Origin of the sequence: Amycolatopsis sp. ATCC 39116 (assembly GCF_000231075.2) — a bacterium.
GTDB lineage: Bacteria > Actinomycetota > Actinomycetes > Mycobacteriales > Pseudonocardiaceae > Amycolatopsis_E > Amycolatopsis_E tucumanensis.
Genome location: NZ_AFWY03000090.1, coordinates 1 through 14657, shown reverse-complemented (window position 1 = coordinate 14657; position 14657 = coordinate 1). Strand labels below are relative to the sequence as shown.

The window sequence follows — 14657 nt, the reverse complement described above, 5'->3', positions numbered from 1 at the left end:
TGCCACCGCCCGGCCATGCCCTCCGCCACCAGCCTCCGGGCACGCCTCCGCCACCAACAACGGCCATGCCCCTCCGCTCCACCGCCAACACCCGGCCACGTGTCGTGATCGGACGGTCACTAGTCGGGCAGCAGGGGCACCGTCGGGCCGTCGTCGCGGCCGAGGAGCATCGCCCGGGTCACCGCCTTGGACCCGTAGCGGTCGCGGACCTGGTCGAGCGCGGCGTCGAGCGCGTCGGGCTGGTGTTCGCCGAAGGGCAGCTCCAGTTGCAGCGGCGTGTCGTTGTCCAGGTTGGACAGTGCGAGGCCGATCAGGGTGATCCCCCGCTCGCGGATCATCGGCATCGCCGCGGCCAGCAAGCCCCGCGCGGTGGCCAGCACGTCCTCGGTGTGCGCCGTCGGGTGCGGCACCGTCTGCGACCGCGTCGCGCGGGTGTAGTCGGCGAACCGCATCCGCAGCACCACCGTCCGGCACACCCGGTGCGCGGCCCGCAACCGCCGCGCCAGCCGGTCCGTCAGCGCGGCCAGAATCTCGTCCAGCTCGTCCGGCGACCGCGCCCGCCGCCCCAGCGCCCGCTGCGCCCCGATCGACCGCCGCCGCCGTCCGACGACCACGGGGCGCGGGTCCCGGTTGTGCGCCAGCGCGAACAGGTGCCGCCCGCCGGCCCGCCCGAGCAGCGCCACCAGTTCCGCCTCACCCCGCTCGGCGACCTGACCCACCGTCCGGATGCCGCGCGCGTGCAGCTTCTCCGCCGTCACCTTCCCCACGCCCCACAACCGCTCGACCGGCAGCGGGTGCAGGAACTCCAGCTCACGGTCGTGCGGCACGACCAGCAGCCCGTCCGGCTTCGCCACCCCGCTGGCGACCTTCGCGAGGAACTTCGTGCGCGCCACCCCGACCGTGATCGGCAGCCCGACCCGCTCCGCCACGGCCCGGCGCAGATCCGCCGCGATCCGGCTGGGTGAGCCGGAAATCCTGGCCAGCCCGCCGACGTCGAGGAACGCCTCGTCGATCGAGAGCCCTTCCACCAGCGGCGTGGTGTCCTCGAACACCGCGAACACCGCCTTGCTGGCCGCGCTGTAGGCCGCCATCCGCGGCGGCACCACCACCGCCGCCGGGCACAGCCGCAGCGCCTGCGCGCACCCCATCGCCGTGCGCACCCCGCGCGCCTTGGCCTCGTAACTCGCCGCCAGCACCACCCCGCCACCGACGATCACCGGCCGCCCGCGCAGCGACGGGTCGTCACGCTGCTCGACCGACGCGTAGAACGCGTCCAGGTCGGCGTGCAGGATCGGGCCCTCGTTCGTCACGAACACATGTTCGCACCCGCCACCGACATTTTCCGGTCTCCGGTGGGAGGCTGTCCGCATGACCGAGAACGATCCGAAGGACGATCTGCACCGGTACCTCCAGCAGGCGCGCGAGGTGATGCTCTGGAAGCTCGACGGCCTCTCCGAGTACGACCTGCGCCGCCCGATGACGCCGACAGGCACCAACCTGCTCGGCCTGGTCAAGCACCTGATCGGCTGCGAGCTCGGGTACTTCGGGGCCACCTTCGGACGCCCGTTCGGCCGCGAGCTGCCCTGGCTCGCCGACGACGAACCCAACGCCGACATGTGGGCACGCGCGGACGAGTCCACCGCCGAGATCGTCGCGCTCTACCGCCAGGCCTGGGCGCACGCCGACGCCACGATCCGCGCGCTCGCGCTGGACGCCGTCGGGCACATCCCCGGCCGGGAGCCGGTCACGCTGCACCGGGTCCTCGTGCACATGATCGCCGAGACCTCCCGCCACGCCGGGCACGCGGACATCGTCCGCGAGCTCGTCGACGGCGCCGCCGGGATGCGCCGCGACACCGGCAACCTGCCGGACGCCGACGCGCAGTGGTGGGCGGACTACCGGGAGCGCCTGGAACGGGTCGCGCGCGAATCCTTGCCTTGACGTCAGCGGCAACCTTTACGCTCGATCACATGCGAATCGGGGAGCTGGCGCAGCGGGCCGGGACGACCACGCGCGCGCTGCGGTTCTACGAGTCACAGGGGCTGCTGTCCGCGCGGCGCGCGGCCAACGGCTACCGCGAGTACGGCGAGGACGACTTCCGGCTCGTCCGCGAGATCCAGACGCTCCAGGCGGTCGGGTTCAGCCTCGACGACACCCGGCCGTTCGTGGAGTGCCTGCGGGCAGGCCACGAGACCGGGGACTCGTGCGCCGACTCGATCGAGGTGTACGAGCGCAAGCTCGCCGAGGTCGAGGCCTGCCTGGACCGGCTGCAGGCCGTGCGCGACGACCTGCGCGCCAAGCTCACCGAAGCGCTCGACCGAGAGCCCGGCCCGTGCCGGGTCACCACGTCCTTCGAGGAGTCCCGATGACCACCACCACCGGCGCCGTGCTCGCCGTGACCGACGAGACCTTCGAGGCGGAGGTGCTGCGCCACGACGGGCCCGTGCTGGTCGACTTCTGGGCGCAGTGGTGCCCGCCGTGCCACATGATCGCGCCGGTGCTCGCCGAGATCGCCGCCGAGCGCGCGGGTGAGCTGACCATCCGCAAGATCAACTCCGACGAGAACCCGCGCACCGCGCGCGACCTGCAGGTGATGTCGCTGCCCACGCTGGTGCTGTTCCGTGACGGCGAGCGGGTGGCGCAGTGGGTGGGCGCCCGGCCGAAGGCCCGGTTGCTCGCCGAACTCGACGCGGCACTGAACGCATAACCCGCGCACCTCAGGGTAGCCGCTACCCCGGAGGTGCGACGGTATGGCGGCACGGGAGCGTCCGGCCCGGGCGCGTTCGGCCTGGGCGGGCGCCGCGATCGGCGTCGGGATCGCGGCGTTCGTCGACGAGACGGTGTTCCACCAGTTGCTGCACTGGCACCACTTCTACGACAAGTCCACTTCGGACGCCGGGCTGGTGTCCGACGGGCTGTTCCACGCGTTCGGCTGGTTCGCCACCGTGCTCGGCCTGGTGCTGGTGGCCGACCTGCGGCGGCGCGCGGCGCTGTCCGGCCGCGCGCTGCTGGGCGGGATCCTCACCGGGGCAGGCGCGTTCCAGCTCTACGACGGGACGATCCAGCACAAGCTGCTGACCCTGCACCAGATCCGCTACCACGTCGACCTCGTGCCCTACGACTGGGCGTGGAACGTGATCGCGGTGCTGTTGCTGGCCGCGGGCGTGGTGCTGCTGGCGCGGGAGCGCCAGCGTGCCTGACCACGCCACCGGCACCTGGCCGATCGCACTGGCAGTGGCCGTCGCGCTGGTGGGTTACCTGTGCGCGGCGCGCCGCCCGTGGCCGCGGTGGCGCACCATCTCGTTCACGGCGGGCGCGCTCGCGGTCGTCGTGGCGCTGCCGTTCCCGGCGCACACGTTCACCGCCCACATGGCGCAGCACCTCGTGGTCGGCATGGCCGGCCCGCTGCTGCTGGTGCTGGGCAGGCCGGTCACGCTCGCGCTCCGGGTGTGCCGGGGCCGCCGCGCGCTGGTGCGGGTGCTGCGCTCGTGGCCGGTCGCGGTGCTGGTGTTCCCGCCGGTCGCGGCGGTGCTCGACGTCGGCGGGCTGTGGCTGCTGTACCGGACACCGCTGATCGCGCAGGCGCACCAGCCGTGGGTGCAGGCGCACGTGTTCGCCGCGGGACTGCTGTTCACCGCCGCGATCTGCCAGGTGGAGCCGGTGCGCCGCCGCCACGGCCTGGCGCTGCGCGGCTCGACGCTCGTGCTGGCCGGCGCGGCGCACGGCATCCTCGCCAAGACCCTGTACGCGGACGGCTTCCGCGCCGGGGCGCAGGTCCTGTACTACGGCGGGGACGCCGTCGAAATCGCGCTCGCGCTGGTGATCTGCCTGCAGTGGTACCGGCGTCAGTCCCGCAGGCGCGCGCGGGCGACCAGCGTCGACACCCCGGTGACGGCGGCCCTCCCGGCGCCGCGCACGCTCGAGGCGAACACGGTCGCCCAGTCGAAGTAGTCCCGCCACAGCACGATCCGGCCGTCGCGCACCTCGAACGTGCCGCACACCCAGAACCGCGTGTCCCACGACCCCACGCGCAGCACGTCGGTCCGCTCGGTCAGCACGATCGGGCCGTCGGCGGCGATGTGGTGCACGCGCGCCTCGAAACCGATGCGGTAGCGGCTGAGCAGGCGCAGCTGCTTCTCCACGGCCGCGACGCCACGCGCCGGGGGCAGCGGGACGTTCTGGTACACCATCTCCGGGGCGGCGAAGGTCAGCGCGCCTTCGACGTCGTCGCGTTCGAGGGCCGTCAGGAACGAGGTGACCGTGCTCTTCGGGTCCGCCATGGCCCCAGGCTAACGGTCAGAACGGACGATCACCGGCGATCGCGACGCGCTCCGCGATCCGCGCGTGCGGGTGGTAGTCGTTGACCGCGTAGTGCTGCGTCGCGCGGTTGTCCCAGAACGCGACCGTGTCCGGGCGCCACGAGAACCGCACCTGGTACTCCGGCACGTGCGCCTGCGCGAACAGCAGCCGCAGCAGGCGGTCGCTCTCCGCGCGGTCCATGCCGACGATGTGCGTGGTGAAGGCCTGGTTGACGAACAGCGTCTTCCGGCCGGTCTCCGGGTGCACGCGCACGACCGGGTGCTCGACCGGCGGGAAGCGGTTCTGCCATCGGGCCAGCAGGTCGTGGTCGGCGAAGCGGGCGAAGCCGGGCACGAAGTCGTGCACCGCGCGCAGGCCGTCGATCCGGTCACGGACGTCGGCGGGCAGGTTGTCGTAGGCCGCCGCCATGTCGGCCCACAGGGTGTCCCCGCCCAGCGGCGGCACCTCGACCAGCCGCAGGACCGAGCCGAGCGCCGGCTCCGGGCGCCAGGTCGTGTCGGCGTGCCAGATGTTCTCGAAACCCGGCATCCCCGCGCCGCGTGCGAACCGGGTGACCTCGTCGGAGTCCCCGGCAGGCAGGAACGGGTTGGTCTCCAGCGGGCCCCAGTTGCGCGCGAACGCCCGCTGCTGCTCCGGGGTGATGCGCTGGTCGCGGAAGAACAGCACCTTCCACTCCAGCAGCGCGCGGTTCAGCTCGTCGCGCAGCCGCGGGGTGAGGGGCCTGCTGAGGTCCACACCGGTGATCTCGGCGCCGATCACGCGCCCCAGCGGGCGCGAGGTGAACATCTCGTACTCGCGCGACTGTGCATCTTCGTGAAGTCGCGAGAGGTGCCGCGGCCCCTCCAGGATGCCGTCCGGCGGAACCTCGGCGGAGCGCAGGGCGCGGACGCGTTCGGGCAGCTCGACGGACATTTTCGCGGACCTCCCGCAGCGGTCGTGGACGGGTTCCGATGATCACCGCGAAGGGCCGCGGGCGGCAAGGTGCGTCCAGTATGTGGTCTCCTCGTGCGGGAAAGTTCTGACCCTGGAACGCTGCCAGGCCGTAGGGTTTGCGTCGTGAGCCTGCCCATCCTCATGACCGTCGACGACGACCCGGCCGTGTCCCGGTCGGTCGCCCGTGACCTCCGCCGTCGTTACGGCCAGGACTACCGCGTCGTGCGCGCCGCCTCCGGGGCGGACGCGCTCGAAGCCCTGCGCGAGATCAAGCTGCGCGGCGACGCCGTCGCGGCCATCCTCGCCGACTACCGCATGCCGCAGATGGACGGCATCACCTTCCTGGAGCAGGCGATGGACCTGTTCCCGTACGCTCGGCGCGCCCTGCTGACCGCGTACGCCGACACCGACGCGGCGATCCAGGCGATCAACGTCGTCGACGTCGACCACTACCTCCTCAAGCCGTGGGACCCGCCGGAGGAGAAGCTGTACCCGGTGGTCGACGCGCTCGTCGACGCGTGGCGCGCGGCCGGGGACCGGCCGGTCGAGGAGACGAAGGTGATCGGGCACCGCTGGTCCTCGCCGTCGTACAAGGTGCGGGACTTCCTGGCCCGCAACTCGGTGCCGTACCGGTGGTACTCCGTCGAGGAGCCGGAGGCCTGCCGTCTGCTCGAAGCCGCCGGCTGCGTTTCGGCGGACATCCCGGTGCTGATCACCCCCGACGGGACGGTGCTGCGCAAGCCGGACGGCGAGCAGATCGCCGACGCCGTCGGGCTGTCGACCCGACCGGCTTCGGAGTTCTACGACCTGGTCGTGATCGGCGGCGGTCCCGCCGGGCTCGGCGCGGCCGTCTACGGCGCCTCCGAAGGGCTGCGCACGGTCCTGGTCGAGCGCCGGGCCACCGGCGGTCAGGCCGGACAGAGCTCCCGGATCGAGAACTACCTCGGCTTCCCGGACGGGGTGTCCGGGGCGCAGCTGACCGACCGGGCCCGCCGCCAGGCCCAGAAGTTCGGCGCGGAGGTGCTGACCGCGCGGGACGTGACCGGCCTGGAGGCCCGCGGCTCGGCGCGGGTGGTGCGGTTCGGCGACGGCAGCGAGATCGCGGCGCACGCCGTCGTCCTCGCCACCGGCGTGTCCTACCGGGCGCTGGAGGCCGAGGGCGTGGCCGAACTGACCGGCCGCGGCGTGTTCTACGGCTCGGCAGCCACCGAGGCGCCCGAGTGCGAGGGCGAGCACGTCTACATCGTCGGCGGCGCCAACTCCGCCGGGCAGGCCGCGGTGTTCTTCTCCCGCTACGCCAAGGAAGTCTCGATCCTGGTGCGCGGGCCGTCGCTGCAGGCGTCCATGTCGCACTACCTCATCGAGCAGATCGAGGCGATCGGCAACATCCACGTCCGCACCCGCACCACGGTGGTGCGCGCGCACGGCACCGACCACCTCGAAGAGCTGACCCTGTGCGACGAGGAGCAGGGCATCACCGAGACGGTGCAGACCGGGCACCTGTTCGTGTTCATCGGCGCGGCGCCGCGCACCGAGTGGCTGGGTGACGACGTGCTGCGCGACGAGCACGGTTTCGTGTGCACGGGCGCCGACCTGATGGTCGACGGCAAACGACCGCCGGGGTGGACCCCCGACCGGGACCCGCACCACCTGGAGTCGTCCATCCCGGGTGTGTTCGTGGCCGGGGACGTCCGCTCGCAGTCGGTCAAGCGCGTCGCCTCGGCCGTCGGCGAGGGCGCGATGGCCGTCTCGCTCGTGCACCGCTACCTGGAGGCACGATGAGCGAGCCGCAGCTGACCCGCGAGTTCCTGCGGGAGTTGTTCCTGTTCACCGATCTGTCGGACGCCCAGCTCGACTGGATCCTCGACCACGCCAAGCTCGAGCAGTACGCCGCGGACACCGCGATCATCAACGAGGGCGATCCGGCGACGTGCTTCTACGTGCTGCTGTCCGGCGCGCTGCGGATGACGCGGCTGGTGGGCGGCAGCGAGGTGGAGACCGTCCGCTCCGACCAGCGCGGCGCCTACTGCGGGGCGACGCAGTTCTTCTACGGGCAACAGCAGCAGCGCTACGGCGCCTCGGTGTACGCGGTCACCGACCTGATGTTCCTGACGTTGCCCGCCAAGGAGTTCGCCGACCAGTTCCGCAGCTGGTTCCCGATGGCCACGCACCTGCTGGAGGGTTCGTACCTGGGCTGGCGCAACACCGACGCGCTGATCGGGCAGCGGCGGCGGCTGCTCGCGCTCGGCGAGATGTCGGCGGGGCTGACCCACGAGCTGAACAACCCGGCGGCCGCCGCGGTGCGCGCCACCGCGGCGCTGCGCGAGCGGGTCGCCGGGATGCGGCACAAGCTGGCGATACTGGCGAAGCGGGACATCGAGCCCGATCTGCTGGAGCTGCTGCTCGACGTGCAGGAGCGGCTGGTCAAACAGGTGGCCGACGCGCCGCCGCTGACGGCGATGCAGCAGGCCGACCGCGAGGACGAGATCGGCGACTGGCTCGAGGAGCGCGACATCGAGCAGGGCTGGGACCTGGCCCCGATCTTCGTCGCGGCCGGCCTGTCCGCCGAGAGCCTCGACCACGTCCTGGAGTCCGTCGGCGACGGCCTGCTGGACGGCGCCCTGCGGTGGCTGGCGTACGCGCTGGAGACCGAGATGCTGATGGGGGAGATCGAGGACTCGACGACGCGGATTTCGGCGCTGGTCGGGGCGGCGAAGCAGTATTCGCAGATGGACCGGGCGCCGCACCAGTGGATCGACGTGCACGACGGCCTGGATTCGACGCTGGTGATGCTGGCGGGCAAGATCGGCACCGGGGTCAAGGTCGTCAAGGAGTACGACCGGTCGCTGCCGACGGTGCCCGCGTACGCGGGCGAGCTGAACCAGGTGTGGACGAACATCATCGACAACGCGGTCAGCGCCATGGAGGGCACGGGCACGCTGACGCTGCGCACCAGCCGCGACGGTGACCGGGTGGTGGTCGAGATCGGCGACACCGGCCCCGGCATCTCGGCGGAGACCAAGCAGCGGATCTTCGAGCCGTTCTTCACGACGAAGCCGGTGGGGGAGGGCACGGGCCTCGGGCTGGACATCTCGTGGCGCATCGTGGTGGACCGCCACCGAGGAGACCTGCGAGTCGAGTCCGAACCCGGCGACACCCGTTTCCGCGTCTACCTCCCGACGACGGAACAAGCCTCCGAGTGACGGGGTGCCGCTCCGCCCTCAGCGGCGGAGCGGCACACCGTCCGGGGGACAGGTCGGCGCATCGGCGGCCACCACATCTGAACGAGAGGGTGCCGCGCGGGCGGCACCACTGACGCGCCTGCCCGACTTCGATCGCGCAAGCGAACCGGGGTGGTCAGCGCATGTGCCCTGTCGTGCTGCCGGGGCCCGATCGGCGCCGTGTGTCAGGTGCCGTTTCCACCGGCTGCCGCGGCTAGGGTGCGTCTGACAAAGATCGCGGTTGGTGACTGGGATGCTGCTGGTCGTGTCGCGGTTTCCGATGCTCTCGGATGAGCAGTGGGCGTTGATCGAGGACTTGTTGCCGACGCGGACGGGGAGGCCGGGGCGTCCGTTTTCGGATGCGCGGGCGATGGTGGAGGGGATCATCTACCACACGGGGGGCTGGATCGAACTACACGAAACCCGGGATCGAGCCGGCTGACCACGCCATCGGCCGCTCGCGCGGCGGCTGGACCACCAAGATCCACCGTGTCGTCGACGGGAACGGGCGGGGACTGGTCACCCTGCTGACACCAGGCCAGGCCGGGGACTCACCGATGTTCGAGCCGCTGATGGCCCACCTTCGGGTGCCTCGCCTGCGCGGCGGGCGAGCACGGACCCGCCCCGACCGGGTGCGCGCAGACAAGGCCTACTCCTCCCGCGCCATCCGCACACACCCACGCAGGCGGAAGATCCAGGCGGTCATCCCCGAACCGGCTGACCAAGCCCGACACCGCAAACGCCGCGGTTCCCGCGGCGGACGACCACCCGCCTTCCACTCGCTGGAATACCGCGGACGCAACGTCATCGAACGCGGCTTCAACCAGCTCAAACAATGGCGCGGCATCGCCACCCGCTACGACTTGGCCACCCTCTACCGCGCCGCCATCTTCATCCACGACGCCATCACCTGGACAAGACATTGTCCGACGTGGCCTAGCGGGCCTGCGCGACGTCCATCCGCAGCCGCGTCGGGGTGGTCGGGACCGGCCAGCGCATCCGCACCGTCGTGCCCTCCGGGGTCGGCGCGATCTCCGCCCGGTCGGACAGCGCGTGGATCAGCGGCAGCCCGCGACCGTGCAGGGGGCCGGGGTCCGCGGCGGGCTGCTGCCACCGCCCCTGGTCGCTCACCGTGACGTCCACCGCGTTGCCACGCAGCTCCGCGGACAGCTCCAGCGGGCCCTCCGCCTGGGCGGGGTATGCGTGGGTCACCACGTTGATCATGGCCTCGTACGCCGCGAGCGCCATCGCGTCCGTGGTGGCGTCGGGCAGTTCCACCTCGTTCGCCCACTGGGTGAGGACGTGCCTCAAAGTCGTCGCGTTGCGCGAACGCGCCGTCACCAGTCGGTGGAGGCGTTGGTCTCCGGCGTGCATCGAAGTCCCCTCGGCGTGTTCCTCGTCGGCCGGGGGTTACCCACTGTGCACGGTTTACACACCTGTTGTTCCCCGGATCCGGGGTCACCTCGTCGTGAGCTCCGCCCACACGACCTTGCCGTTGGGCGTGGTGCGCGTGCCCCACCGCGCCGCGGCCGCGTCGATCATCCGCAGGCCGTCGTGCTCGATTCCGCCGGACGCGAGGATGTGCGGCAGCGCCCCGGTGCGATCGGCGACGTCCACCGTCAGCCGGGCGCCGTCGTGGAACAGCCGCAGCGTCAGCGGCGCCGAAGCGTGCCGCATCGCGTTCGACACCAGCTCGGAGGCGACTTTCACCGCGCGGTCGGCCACGTCCGCGAGCCCCCACCGCGCCATGCGCCCGGCCACGAACTCCTGCACGGCGTCCAGCGGCACCTCCGGCAGCAGCGCCATCGACGCGACCCGCCGGTTCGCGCCCTGGTGTTCGACGTACAGCAGGGCGACGTCGTCGTCGTGGCGGCCGCCGGTCAGCCGCCCGATCAGCTCGTCGCACGCCGCGCCCACGTCACCCGCACCGGGCAGCGCCGTCAGCTCCGCCAGCAGCGCGTCGATGCCCACGCCGAGCTCCCGCTCCCGGCTCTCCACCAGCCCGTCGGTGTACAGCACGAGCCGCATCCCGGGCGGGAACGGCGTCTGCTCCTGCGGGTACTGCTCGCCGACGCCCAGCGGCATGCCCAGCGCCTCCGCGATCTGCCGGGTCGACCCGTCGGCCGCGATCAGCACCGCGGGCAGGTGGCCGGCGTTGGCGTAGGTGAGGGTGTCGTCGATCGGGTCGTGCACCGCGTACAGGCACGTGATGAACTTGGCGCCAGGGGTGGAACGCGCCAGCTGGGACACGTTGTGCAGCACGTCCGACGGCGGCAGGTCCAGCAGCGCGTACGACCGGATCGCGGTGCGCATCTGGCCCATCACCGCCGCCGCGGGCACGCCGCGCCCCACCACGTCGCCGATCACGAACGCCGTCCGCCCGCCGGGCAGCTCGATCACGTCGAACCAGTCCCCGCCGACCTCGGCCCCGGCCGACGCGGGCAGGTACCGCGACACGATCCGCAGGCCGGGGATGTCCGGCACCACGGGCAGCATGCTGCGCGCCAGCTCGGTCGCCATCGACCGGTGCCGCGCGAACATCCGCGCGTTGTCCAGCGCGATCGCGGTGTAGCTCGCGATCCCGGCCGCCACCTGCTCGTGCCGCGCGGTGAACCGCCCCGGCTCGGGGTGGGCGAAGAAGAACCCGCCGAGCACCTCGCGCGTGATCGGCGTGATCACCGGGACGGCCAGGTAGCTGCGCACCGGCAGGTGACCCTCCGGCATGCCGTGGTGCGGCTCGTTGCGCCCGTAGCGCGGGTCCTGGGTAATGTCGTCGCTGCGGACGATCCCGCTGCCGTTGAACGTGGGCGCGAAGACCGCCGTGTTGCGTGGCATCGGGAACCCGTCGAAGGCCTCCTTCGGGACCCCGGACAGCGTGTAGAGCGTGTAGGACTCGCCGAACTCGTCGATCAGGTTGTAGAAGAACGCCCCGAACCCGGCGCCGGTGCCGCGCGTGGCGGCGTCGGTGGCGTCCTGGACGAGGGTGTCGATGTCGAGCTGCGCGGTGAGCCGCTGCCCGATCGCCTGCAGCGAGTCGCCGAGTTCGAGCTCGGCGCCTGCCCGGCCGGCCGCGTCCTCCAGCGCCGCGCCTTCCACGCGCGAGGTGTGCTCCAGCAGCTCGGCGTAGTCCTGGAGCGCCTCCGCGCGGTCCTCGGCCGGACCGTGCGCCAGCAGCCCGGCGCGGACGCTCACGGCTATCGAGCGGGCCGTCTCCGCGGGCAGCGCGGCCGAGGACGGCAGCACGATCCAGAACGCGCGGCCCCCGGCCAGCGGCCCGCCGAATGCCAGCGCGCCGGGCGACGGGACCACCGGAAAGCGTTCGCCCGGCGGCGCCGTGGCCGGCGCGCCACCGGTTCGCGGATCACCGGCCGCCGCGACGAGCACCGGGGACCCACCTTCGTCCACTGTGTACAGTTCGGCCGACATCGGCCGTCCCCCGGCGGCGAATCCGTCCCGCAGCCGCCGGACGACGGCCCGCGCGGCGGCCGCGAAATCGGGCGCGTTCTCGGCTTCGGCGCGCAGTACCGCGGCGACCCGGACGGTGTCCGACAGGCCGAAGGCCGCGGGGCTGGTCGGCCCCGCGGCCGCGTTCTCGGCTCGCGGTCCGGCCATCGGACGCGTCCCCTTCCCGTCGGCGGTTGCCAGCCTAACCCCGCGGGAGCGACCGTGACACGGTTTGCGCGCGATTCGCGCGGTTCAGTTCACGCAGGAATCCGGTGCTGACGTGCCCGAGTGCGGCAGGTTCGCCACGAACGTGCGTACTTCCCCGGGGGCTAGACCGATCGCCGCGCCGTTCGGCGTGTCGAGGTGCGGGCTGGTGATCGGCACGGTCCCGATCCGCAGGTCGGCCGGGCGGATGTCCCGCATCAGCGCGGCGAAGGACAGCAGGTCCCAGCCGGGGTCGATGCGCACGTTGTTCTGTACGGTGCTGATCAGCGCGGACACGAAGGCCGGGTTGCCGAGCGCGCCGGTCACCTTGTCCGCGGCGGAACGCAGGTAGGCATGGAGCCGGGCGATGCGGTCGAGGTCGCCGTTGGCCAGCCCGGCGCGCTGCCGGAGGAAGGCCAGCGCCTGCGTTTCGTCCAGGACCTGCTCGCCGGCGGGGAACGACGCTCCGGTCCGCGGGTCGTGCGTGGCCGCGCGCAGGCAGACCGGGACGCCCTGCAGGGCGTAGGCGAGCCGGCCGAACGCGGCCATGCCGACCAGGGCGTAGTGGTCGACGTGCGCCCCGGTGAGCTGCTGCACGGTGTCGACGAGCGTGCGCGCGCCGGCCTCGGCCGCGGCGTTCTCGTCGCGGCCCTGCTGCTGGGCGGCTTCCTTGCCGCGGCTGTACGCGCTGCTCAGCTTGCCCTGGCCGAAGCCGGGGATGTCGACCAGCGAGTCGCGGGGGATCGAGGCGAGCGCGGCGACGCCGTCCCGTCCGAAGCGGCCGAGCACGATCGAGTCGGCGGTGTCGTAGTCGTCCATGCCGGCCAGCAGGACGGTCTGGTCGGTGGCCGGCGCCGTGCCGACGACGGGTGCGCTGCGCTGGAGCATCCGCGGCACCAGGACCGCCGCGACGGCCACCGCGACGACCGCCGCGGCCGCGACGACCAGCAGCGGTGTCCGGTTGCGGCGCGGCTGCGCCTGCCGTAGCCCGGCGAGGACCACGCGCGGGTCGGGGCGGCGGTCGGCCTCGGCGTGCAGGGCCGAGCGGATCAGCTGTTCGGTGGGGTCGGTGGTCATGACAGCGCCTCCGTGACGGGCAGGCCCCGGCGGCGGCCGCCGTCGGCGGCGCGCAGCGTGCTCAGGGCGCGGGAGATGTGGCTGCGGACGGTGCCTGCCGAGCAGCCGAGCGCCTCGGCGATCTCGGCGTCGGTGCAGTCCTCGTAGAACCGGAGCACGATCGCGGCGCGCTGCTTGCGCGGCAGCGCGGCGATGCGGGCGCGCATGGCGTCCCGTTCGGCGTAGTGCTCGGCGTGGTCGGCGGTGGGCGTCCCGATGGCGTCGAGCGTGCTGTGGGCGGCGGTGACGTTGCGCGAGGCCTTCCGGCGCCGCCACGACAGGAACTCGTTGGTGATCATCTTGCGCACGTAGCTCTCGGGCGCCTGCAGCCCGGCGATGCGTTCCCAGCGGTGCTGGGCGCGCAGCAGGGTCTCCTGCACGACGTCCTGCGCGAGGTGGGGATCGCAGGTCAGGGCCGTGGCGTAGCGGAGGAGGCGGTCGAGGCGCTGCGCCACGAAATCGTCGAAGCGGTCCCGCACCGGTGTTCCTTTCGATCTTCGGTTGACGGGCCTTCAACGCGCCGGGGCCCCCAGGTTGTTGAATCCGGCCGAAAAGAATTTTCGCAGCCGGTAGGGTCGGTCCATGACGGTCCTCGCGCACCTGTCCGATCTGCACCTCGACGGCGGTTCGCGGAACGCGGACCGGGCCGAGCGGGTGGTGGGGCACCTGCGGGAGTTGTCACGGCCGGTGGACGCGGTGCTGGTGACCGGCGACCTGGCCGATCACGGCGATCCGGCCGAGTACGCCGAGGTCGCGAAGCTGCTGGACACGTTGCCGTACCCGGTGTTCCACTGCCCCGGCAACCACGACTCGCGGCCTGCCTACCGTTCGGTGCTGCTCGGCGAGGAGCCGTCGGACGGGCCGGTCAACCAGGTCGGCGAGGCGGCCGGCGCGGTGTTCGCGCTGTGCGACACGAGCATCCCGGGCCGCGGCTCGGGACGGATGGACGACGCGACGATCGCCTGGCTGGACGAGGTGCTGGCGGAGGCGGCGGGGCGGCCGGCGTTCGTGGCGTTCCACCACCCGCCCGCGGTGCTGCACCACCCGCTGCTGGACGAAATCCGGCAGCACGAAGCGGCCCGGCTGGCGGAGGTGGTGGAGCGGCACCCGGACGTGGTGGGGCTGTTCTGCGGGCACGCGCACACGCCCGCGGTGACGACCTTCGCCGGGCGGCCGCTGGTGGTGGCGCCCGGGGTGGTGTCGGTGCTGGCCCTGCCGTGGGAACGGGGCGGGGAGGCCGGCTGGGCGGAGGGCGGCCCGCTCGACTACGACCGGCCGCCCGGACTGGCGTTCCACGTGGTGGACGACGACCGTCGGGTGACCACGCACTTCCGGTTCTGCCCGTAGCGGCCGTCGCCGGCCGCACGTCGGGGCGCGGCTGCGCGGCACGACAGCGGGCTGCCGCGTGATTCCGCGCCG

The 14657-nt window shown here is 72.6% G+C and carries 16 protein-coding genes and 1 pseudogene; 10 read left to right on the top strand and 7 right to left on the bottom strand.

Annotated features, from left to right (window positions below; translation table 11 throughout):
- Nucleotides 1-119: 119 nt before the first annotated feature.
- Entirely contained in the window at nucleotides 120-1316 is a 1197-nt protein-coding gene (gene dinB / locus AMY39116_RS0340770) for a DNA polymerase IV (protein WP_020423351.1), read from the bottom strand.
- Nucleotides 1317-1368: 52 nt separating this feature from the next.
- On the opposite strand from dinB, the gene AMY39116_RS0340765 reads away from it, so the two are divergent.
- Genes AMY39116_RS0340765 through AMY39116_RS44390 form a run of 5 tightly spaced genes read left to right on the top strand, consistent with a single transcriptional unit; the run spans nucleotide 1369 to nucleotide 3951 of the window.
- Nucleotides 1369-1941, top strand: a complete 573-nt coding sequence (locus tag AMY39116_RS0340765) for a DinB family protein (RefSeq protein ID WP_020423350.1) — start codon at nucleotides 1369-1371, stop codon at nucleotides 1939-1941.
- Nucleotides 1942-1970: 29 nt separating this feature from the next.
- Nucleotides 1971-2369: a MerR family transcriptional regulator gene (locus AMY39116_RS0340760; RefSeq protein WP_020423349.1), complete on the top strand. Its 399-nt coding sequence runs from the start codon at nucleotides 1971-1973 to the stop codon at nucleotides 2367-2369.
- Nucleotides 2366-2707 carry a thioredoxin gene (gene trxA / locus AMY39116_RS0340755; RefSeq protein WP_020423348.1) on the top strand — a complete coding sequence of 114 codons (342 nt, stop codon included), beginning with the start codon at nucleotides 2366-2368 and terminating at the stop codon, nucleotides 2705-2707. Before AMY39116_RS0340760 ends, trxA begins: the two co-directional genes overlap by 4 nt.
- A 43-nt stretch (nucleotides 2708-2750) precedes the next feature.
- The gene (locus tag AMY39116_RS0340750; RefSeq protein ID WP_020423347.1) at nucleotides 2751-3200 is read left to right on the top strand and encodes a DUF2243 domain-containing protein; all 450 of its coding nucleotides are present in this window, start codon (nucleotides 2751-2753) and stop codon (nucleotides 3198-3200) included.
- Nucleotides 3193-3951: a cytochrome c oxidase assembly protein gene (locus AMY39116_RS44390; protein WP_020423346.1), complete on the top strand. Its 759-nt coding sequence runs from the start codon at nucleotides 3193-3195 to the stop codon at nucleotides 3949-3951. Before AMY39116_RS0340750 ends, AMY39116_RS44390 begins: the two co-directional genes overlap by 8 nt.
- Here AMY39116_RS44390 and AMY39116_RS0340740 read toward each other — a convergent pair.
- Nucleotides 3846-4280 carry a limonene-1,2-epoxide hydrolase family protein gene (locus AMY39116_RS0340740; protein ID WP_020423345.1) on the bottom strand — a complete coding sequence of 145 codons (435 nt, stop codon included), beginning with the start codon at nucleotides 4278-4280 and terminating at the stop codon, nucleotides 3846-3848. The two genes, AMY39116_RS44390 and AMY39116_RS0340740, sit on opposite strands and share 106 nt — an antisense overlap.
- Before the next feature lie 16 nt (nucleotides 4281-4296).
- Nucleotides 4297-5232 (bottom strand): TauD/TfdA family dioxygenase, encoded by a 936-nt coding sequence (locus tag AMY39116_RS0340735; RefSeq protein ID WP_020423344.1) that lies wholly within the window; start codon nucleotides 5230-5232, stop codon nucleotides 4297-4299.
- A 144-nt stretch (nucleotides 5233-5376) separates the two neighbouring features.
- Here AMY39116_RS0340735 and AMY39116_RS0340730 point away from each other — a divergent pair, with 144 nt between their 5' ends.
- The 4 genes and pseudogenes from AMY39116_RS0340730 to AMY39116_RS47755 form a co-directional block, all read left to right on the top strand.
- The gene (locus tag AMY39116_RS0340730) at nucleotides 5377-7035 is read left to right on the top strand and encodes an FAD-dependent oxidoreductase (RefSeq protein ID WP_020423343.1); all 1659 of its coding nucleotides are present in this window, start codon (nucleotides 5377-5379) and stop codon (nucleotides 7033-7035) included.
- A complete protein-coding gene (locus AMY39116_RS0340725) occupies nucleotides 7032-8456 on the top strand; it encodes an ATP-binding protein (protein ID WP_020423342.1) in 1425 nt (474 codons plus the stop codon). Before AMY39116_RS0340730 ends, AMY39116_RS0340725 begins: the two co-directional genes overlap by 4 nt.
- Before the next feature lie 271 nt (nucleotides 8457-8727).
- Nucleotides 8728-8916: a transposase gene (locus AMY39116_RS47235; protein WP_020423341.1), complete on the top strand. Its 189-nt coding sequence runs from the start codon at nucleotides 8728-8730 to the stop codon at nucleotides 8914-8916.
- Nucleotides 8834-9343, top strand: a pseudogene (locus tag AMY39116_RS47755) (IS5 family transposase); the annotation flags it as partial. The gene AMY39116_RS47235 and the pseudogene AMY39116_RS47755, both read left to right, overlap by 83 nt.
- Before the next feature lie 67 nt (nucleotides 9344-9410).
- On the opposite strand, the gene AMY39116_RS0340715 reads toward AMY39116_RS47755, so the two are convergent.
- The 4 genes from AMY39116_RS0340715 to AMY39116_RS0340700 form a co-directional block, all read right to left on the bottom strand.
- Nucleotides 9411-9815, bottom strand: a complete 405-nt coding sequence (locus AMY39116_RS0340715) for an ATP-binding protein (RefSeq protein ID WP_157358866.1) — start codon at nucleotides 9813-9815, stop codon at nucleotides 9411-9413.
- Between the two features lie 117 nt (nucleotides 9816-9932).
- The gene (locus AMY39116_RS44960) at nucleotides 9933-12086 is read right to left on the bottom strand and encodes a SpoIIE family protein phosphatase (RefSeq protein ID WP_020423339.1); all 2154 of its coding nucleotides are present in this window, start codon (nucleotides 12084-12086) and stop codon (nucleotides 9933-9935) included.
- An 84-nt stretch (nucleotides 12087-12170) separates the two neighbouring features.
- Nucleotides 12171-13199 (bottom strand): LCP family protein, encoded by a 1029-nt coding sequence (locus tag AMY39116_RS44375; RefSeq protein ID WP_020423338.1) that lies wholly within the window; start codon nucleotides 13197-13199, stop codon nucleotides 12171-12173.
- Nucleotides 13196-13717: a SigE family RNA polymerase sigma factor gene (locus tag AMY39116_RS0340700; protein ID WP_020423337.1), complete on the bottom strand. Its 522-nt coding sequence runs from the start codon at nucleotides 13715-13717 to the stop codon at nucleotides 13196-13198. The genes AMY39116_RS44375 and AMY39116_RS0340700 overlap by 4 nt, the downstream gene beginning before the upstream one ends.
- Before the next feature lie 103 nt (nucleotides 13718-13820).
- Here AMY39116_RS0340700 and AMY39116_RS0340695 point away from each other — a divergent pair, with 103 nt between their 5' ends.
- Nucleotides 13821-14585, top strand: a complete 765-nt coding sequence (locus AMY39116_RS0340695) for a metallophosphoesterase (RefSeq protein ID WP_020423336.1) — start codon at nucleotides 13821-13823, stop codon at nucleotides 14583-14585.
- Nucleotides 14586-14657: the final 72 nt, after the last annotated feature.

Coding starts and splice junctions, on each gene's coding strand:
- AMY39116_RS0340765 (WP_020423350.1), top strand. CDS start 1,369: ATGACCGAGAACGATCCGAAGGACGATCTGCACCGGTACCTCCAGCAG.
- AMY39116_RS0340760 (WP_020423349.1), top strand. CDS start 1,971: ATGCGAATCGGGGAGCTGGCGCAGCGGGCCGGGACGACCACGCGCGCG.
- trxA (WP_020423348.1), top strand. CDS start 2,366: ATGACCACCACCACCGGCGCCGTGCTCGCCGTGACCGACGAGACCTTC.
- AMY39116_RS0340750 (WP_020423347.1), top strand. CDS start 2,751: ATGGCGGCACGGGAGCGTCCGGCCCGGGCGCGTTCGGCCTGGGCGGGC.
- AMY39116_RS0340740 (WP_020423345.1), bottom strand. CDS start 4,280: ATGGCGGACCCGAAGAGCACGGTCACCTCGTTCCTGACGGCCCTCGAA.
- AMY39116_RS0340735 (WP_020423344.1), bottom strand. CDS start 5,232: ATGTCCGTCGAGCTGCCCGAACGCGTCCGCGCCCTGCGCTCCGCCGAG.
- AMY39116_RS0340725 (WP_020423342.1), top strand. CDS start 7,032: ATGAGCGAGCCGCAGCTGACCCGCGAGTTCCTGCGGGAGTTGTTCCTG.
- AMY39116_RS47235 (WP_020423341.1), top strand. CDS start 8,728: ATGCTGCTGGTCGTGTCGCGGTTTCCGATGCTCTCGGATGAGCAGTGG.
- AMY39116_RS44960 (WP_020423339.1), bottom strand. CDS start 12,086: ATGGCCGGACCGCGAGCCGAGAACGCGGCCGCGGGGCCGACCAGCCCC.
- AMY39116_RS44375 (WP_020423338.1), bottom strand. CDS start 13,199: ATGACCACCGACCCCACCGAACAGCTGATCCGCTCGGCCCTGCACGCC.
- AMY39116_RS0340695 (WP_020423336.1), top strand. CDS start 13,821: ATGACGGTCCTCGCGCACCTGTCCGATCTGCACCTCGACGGCGGTTCG.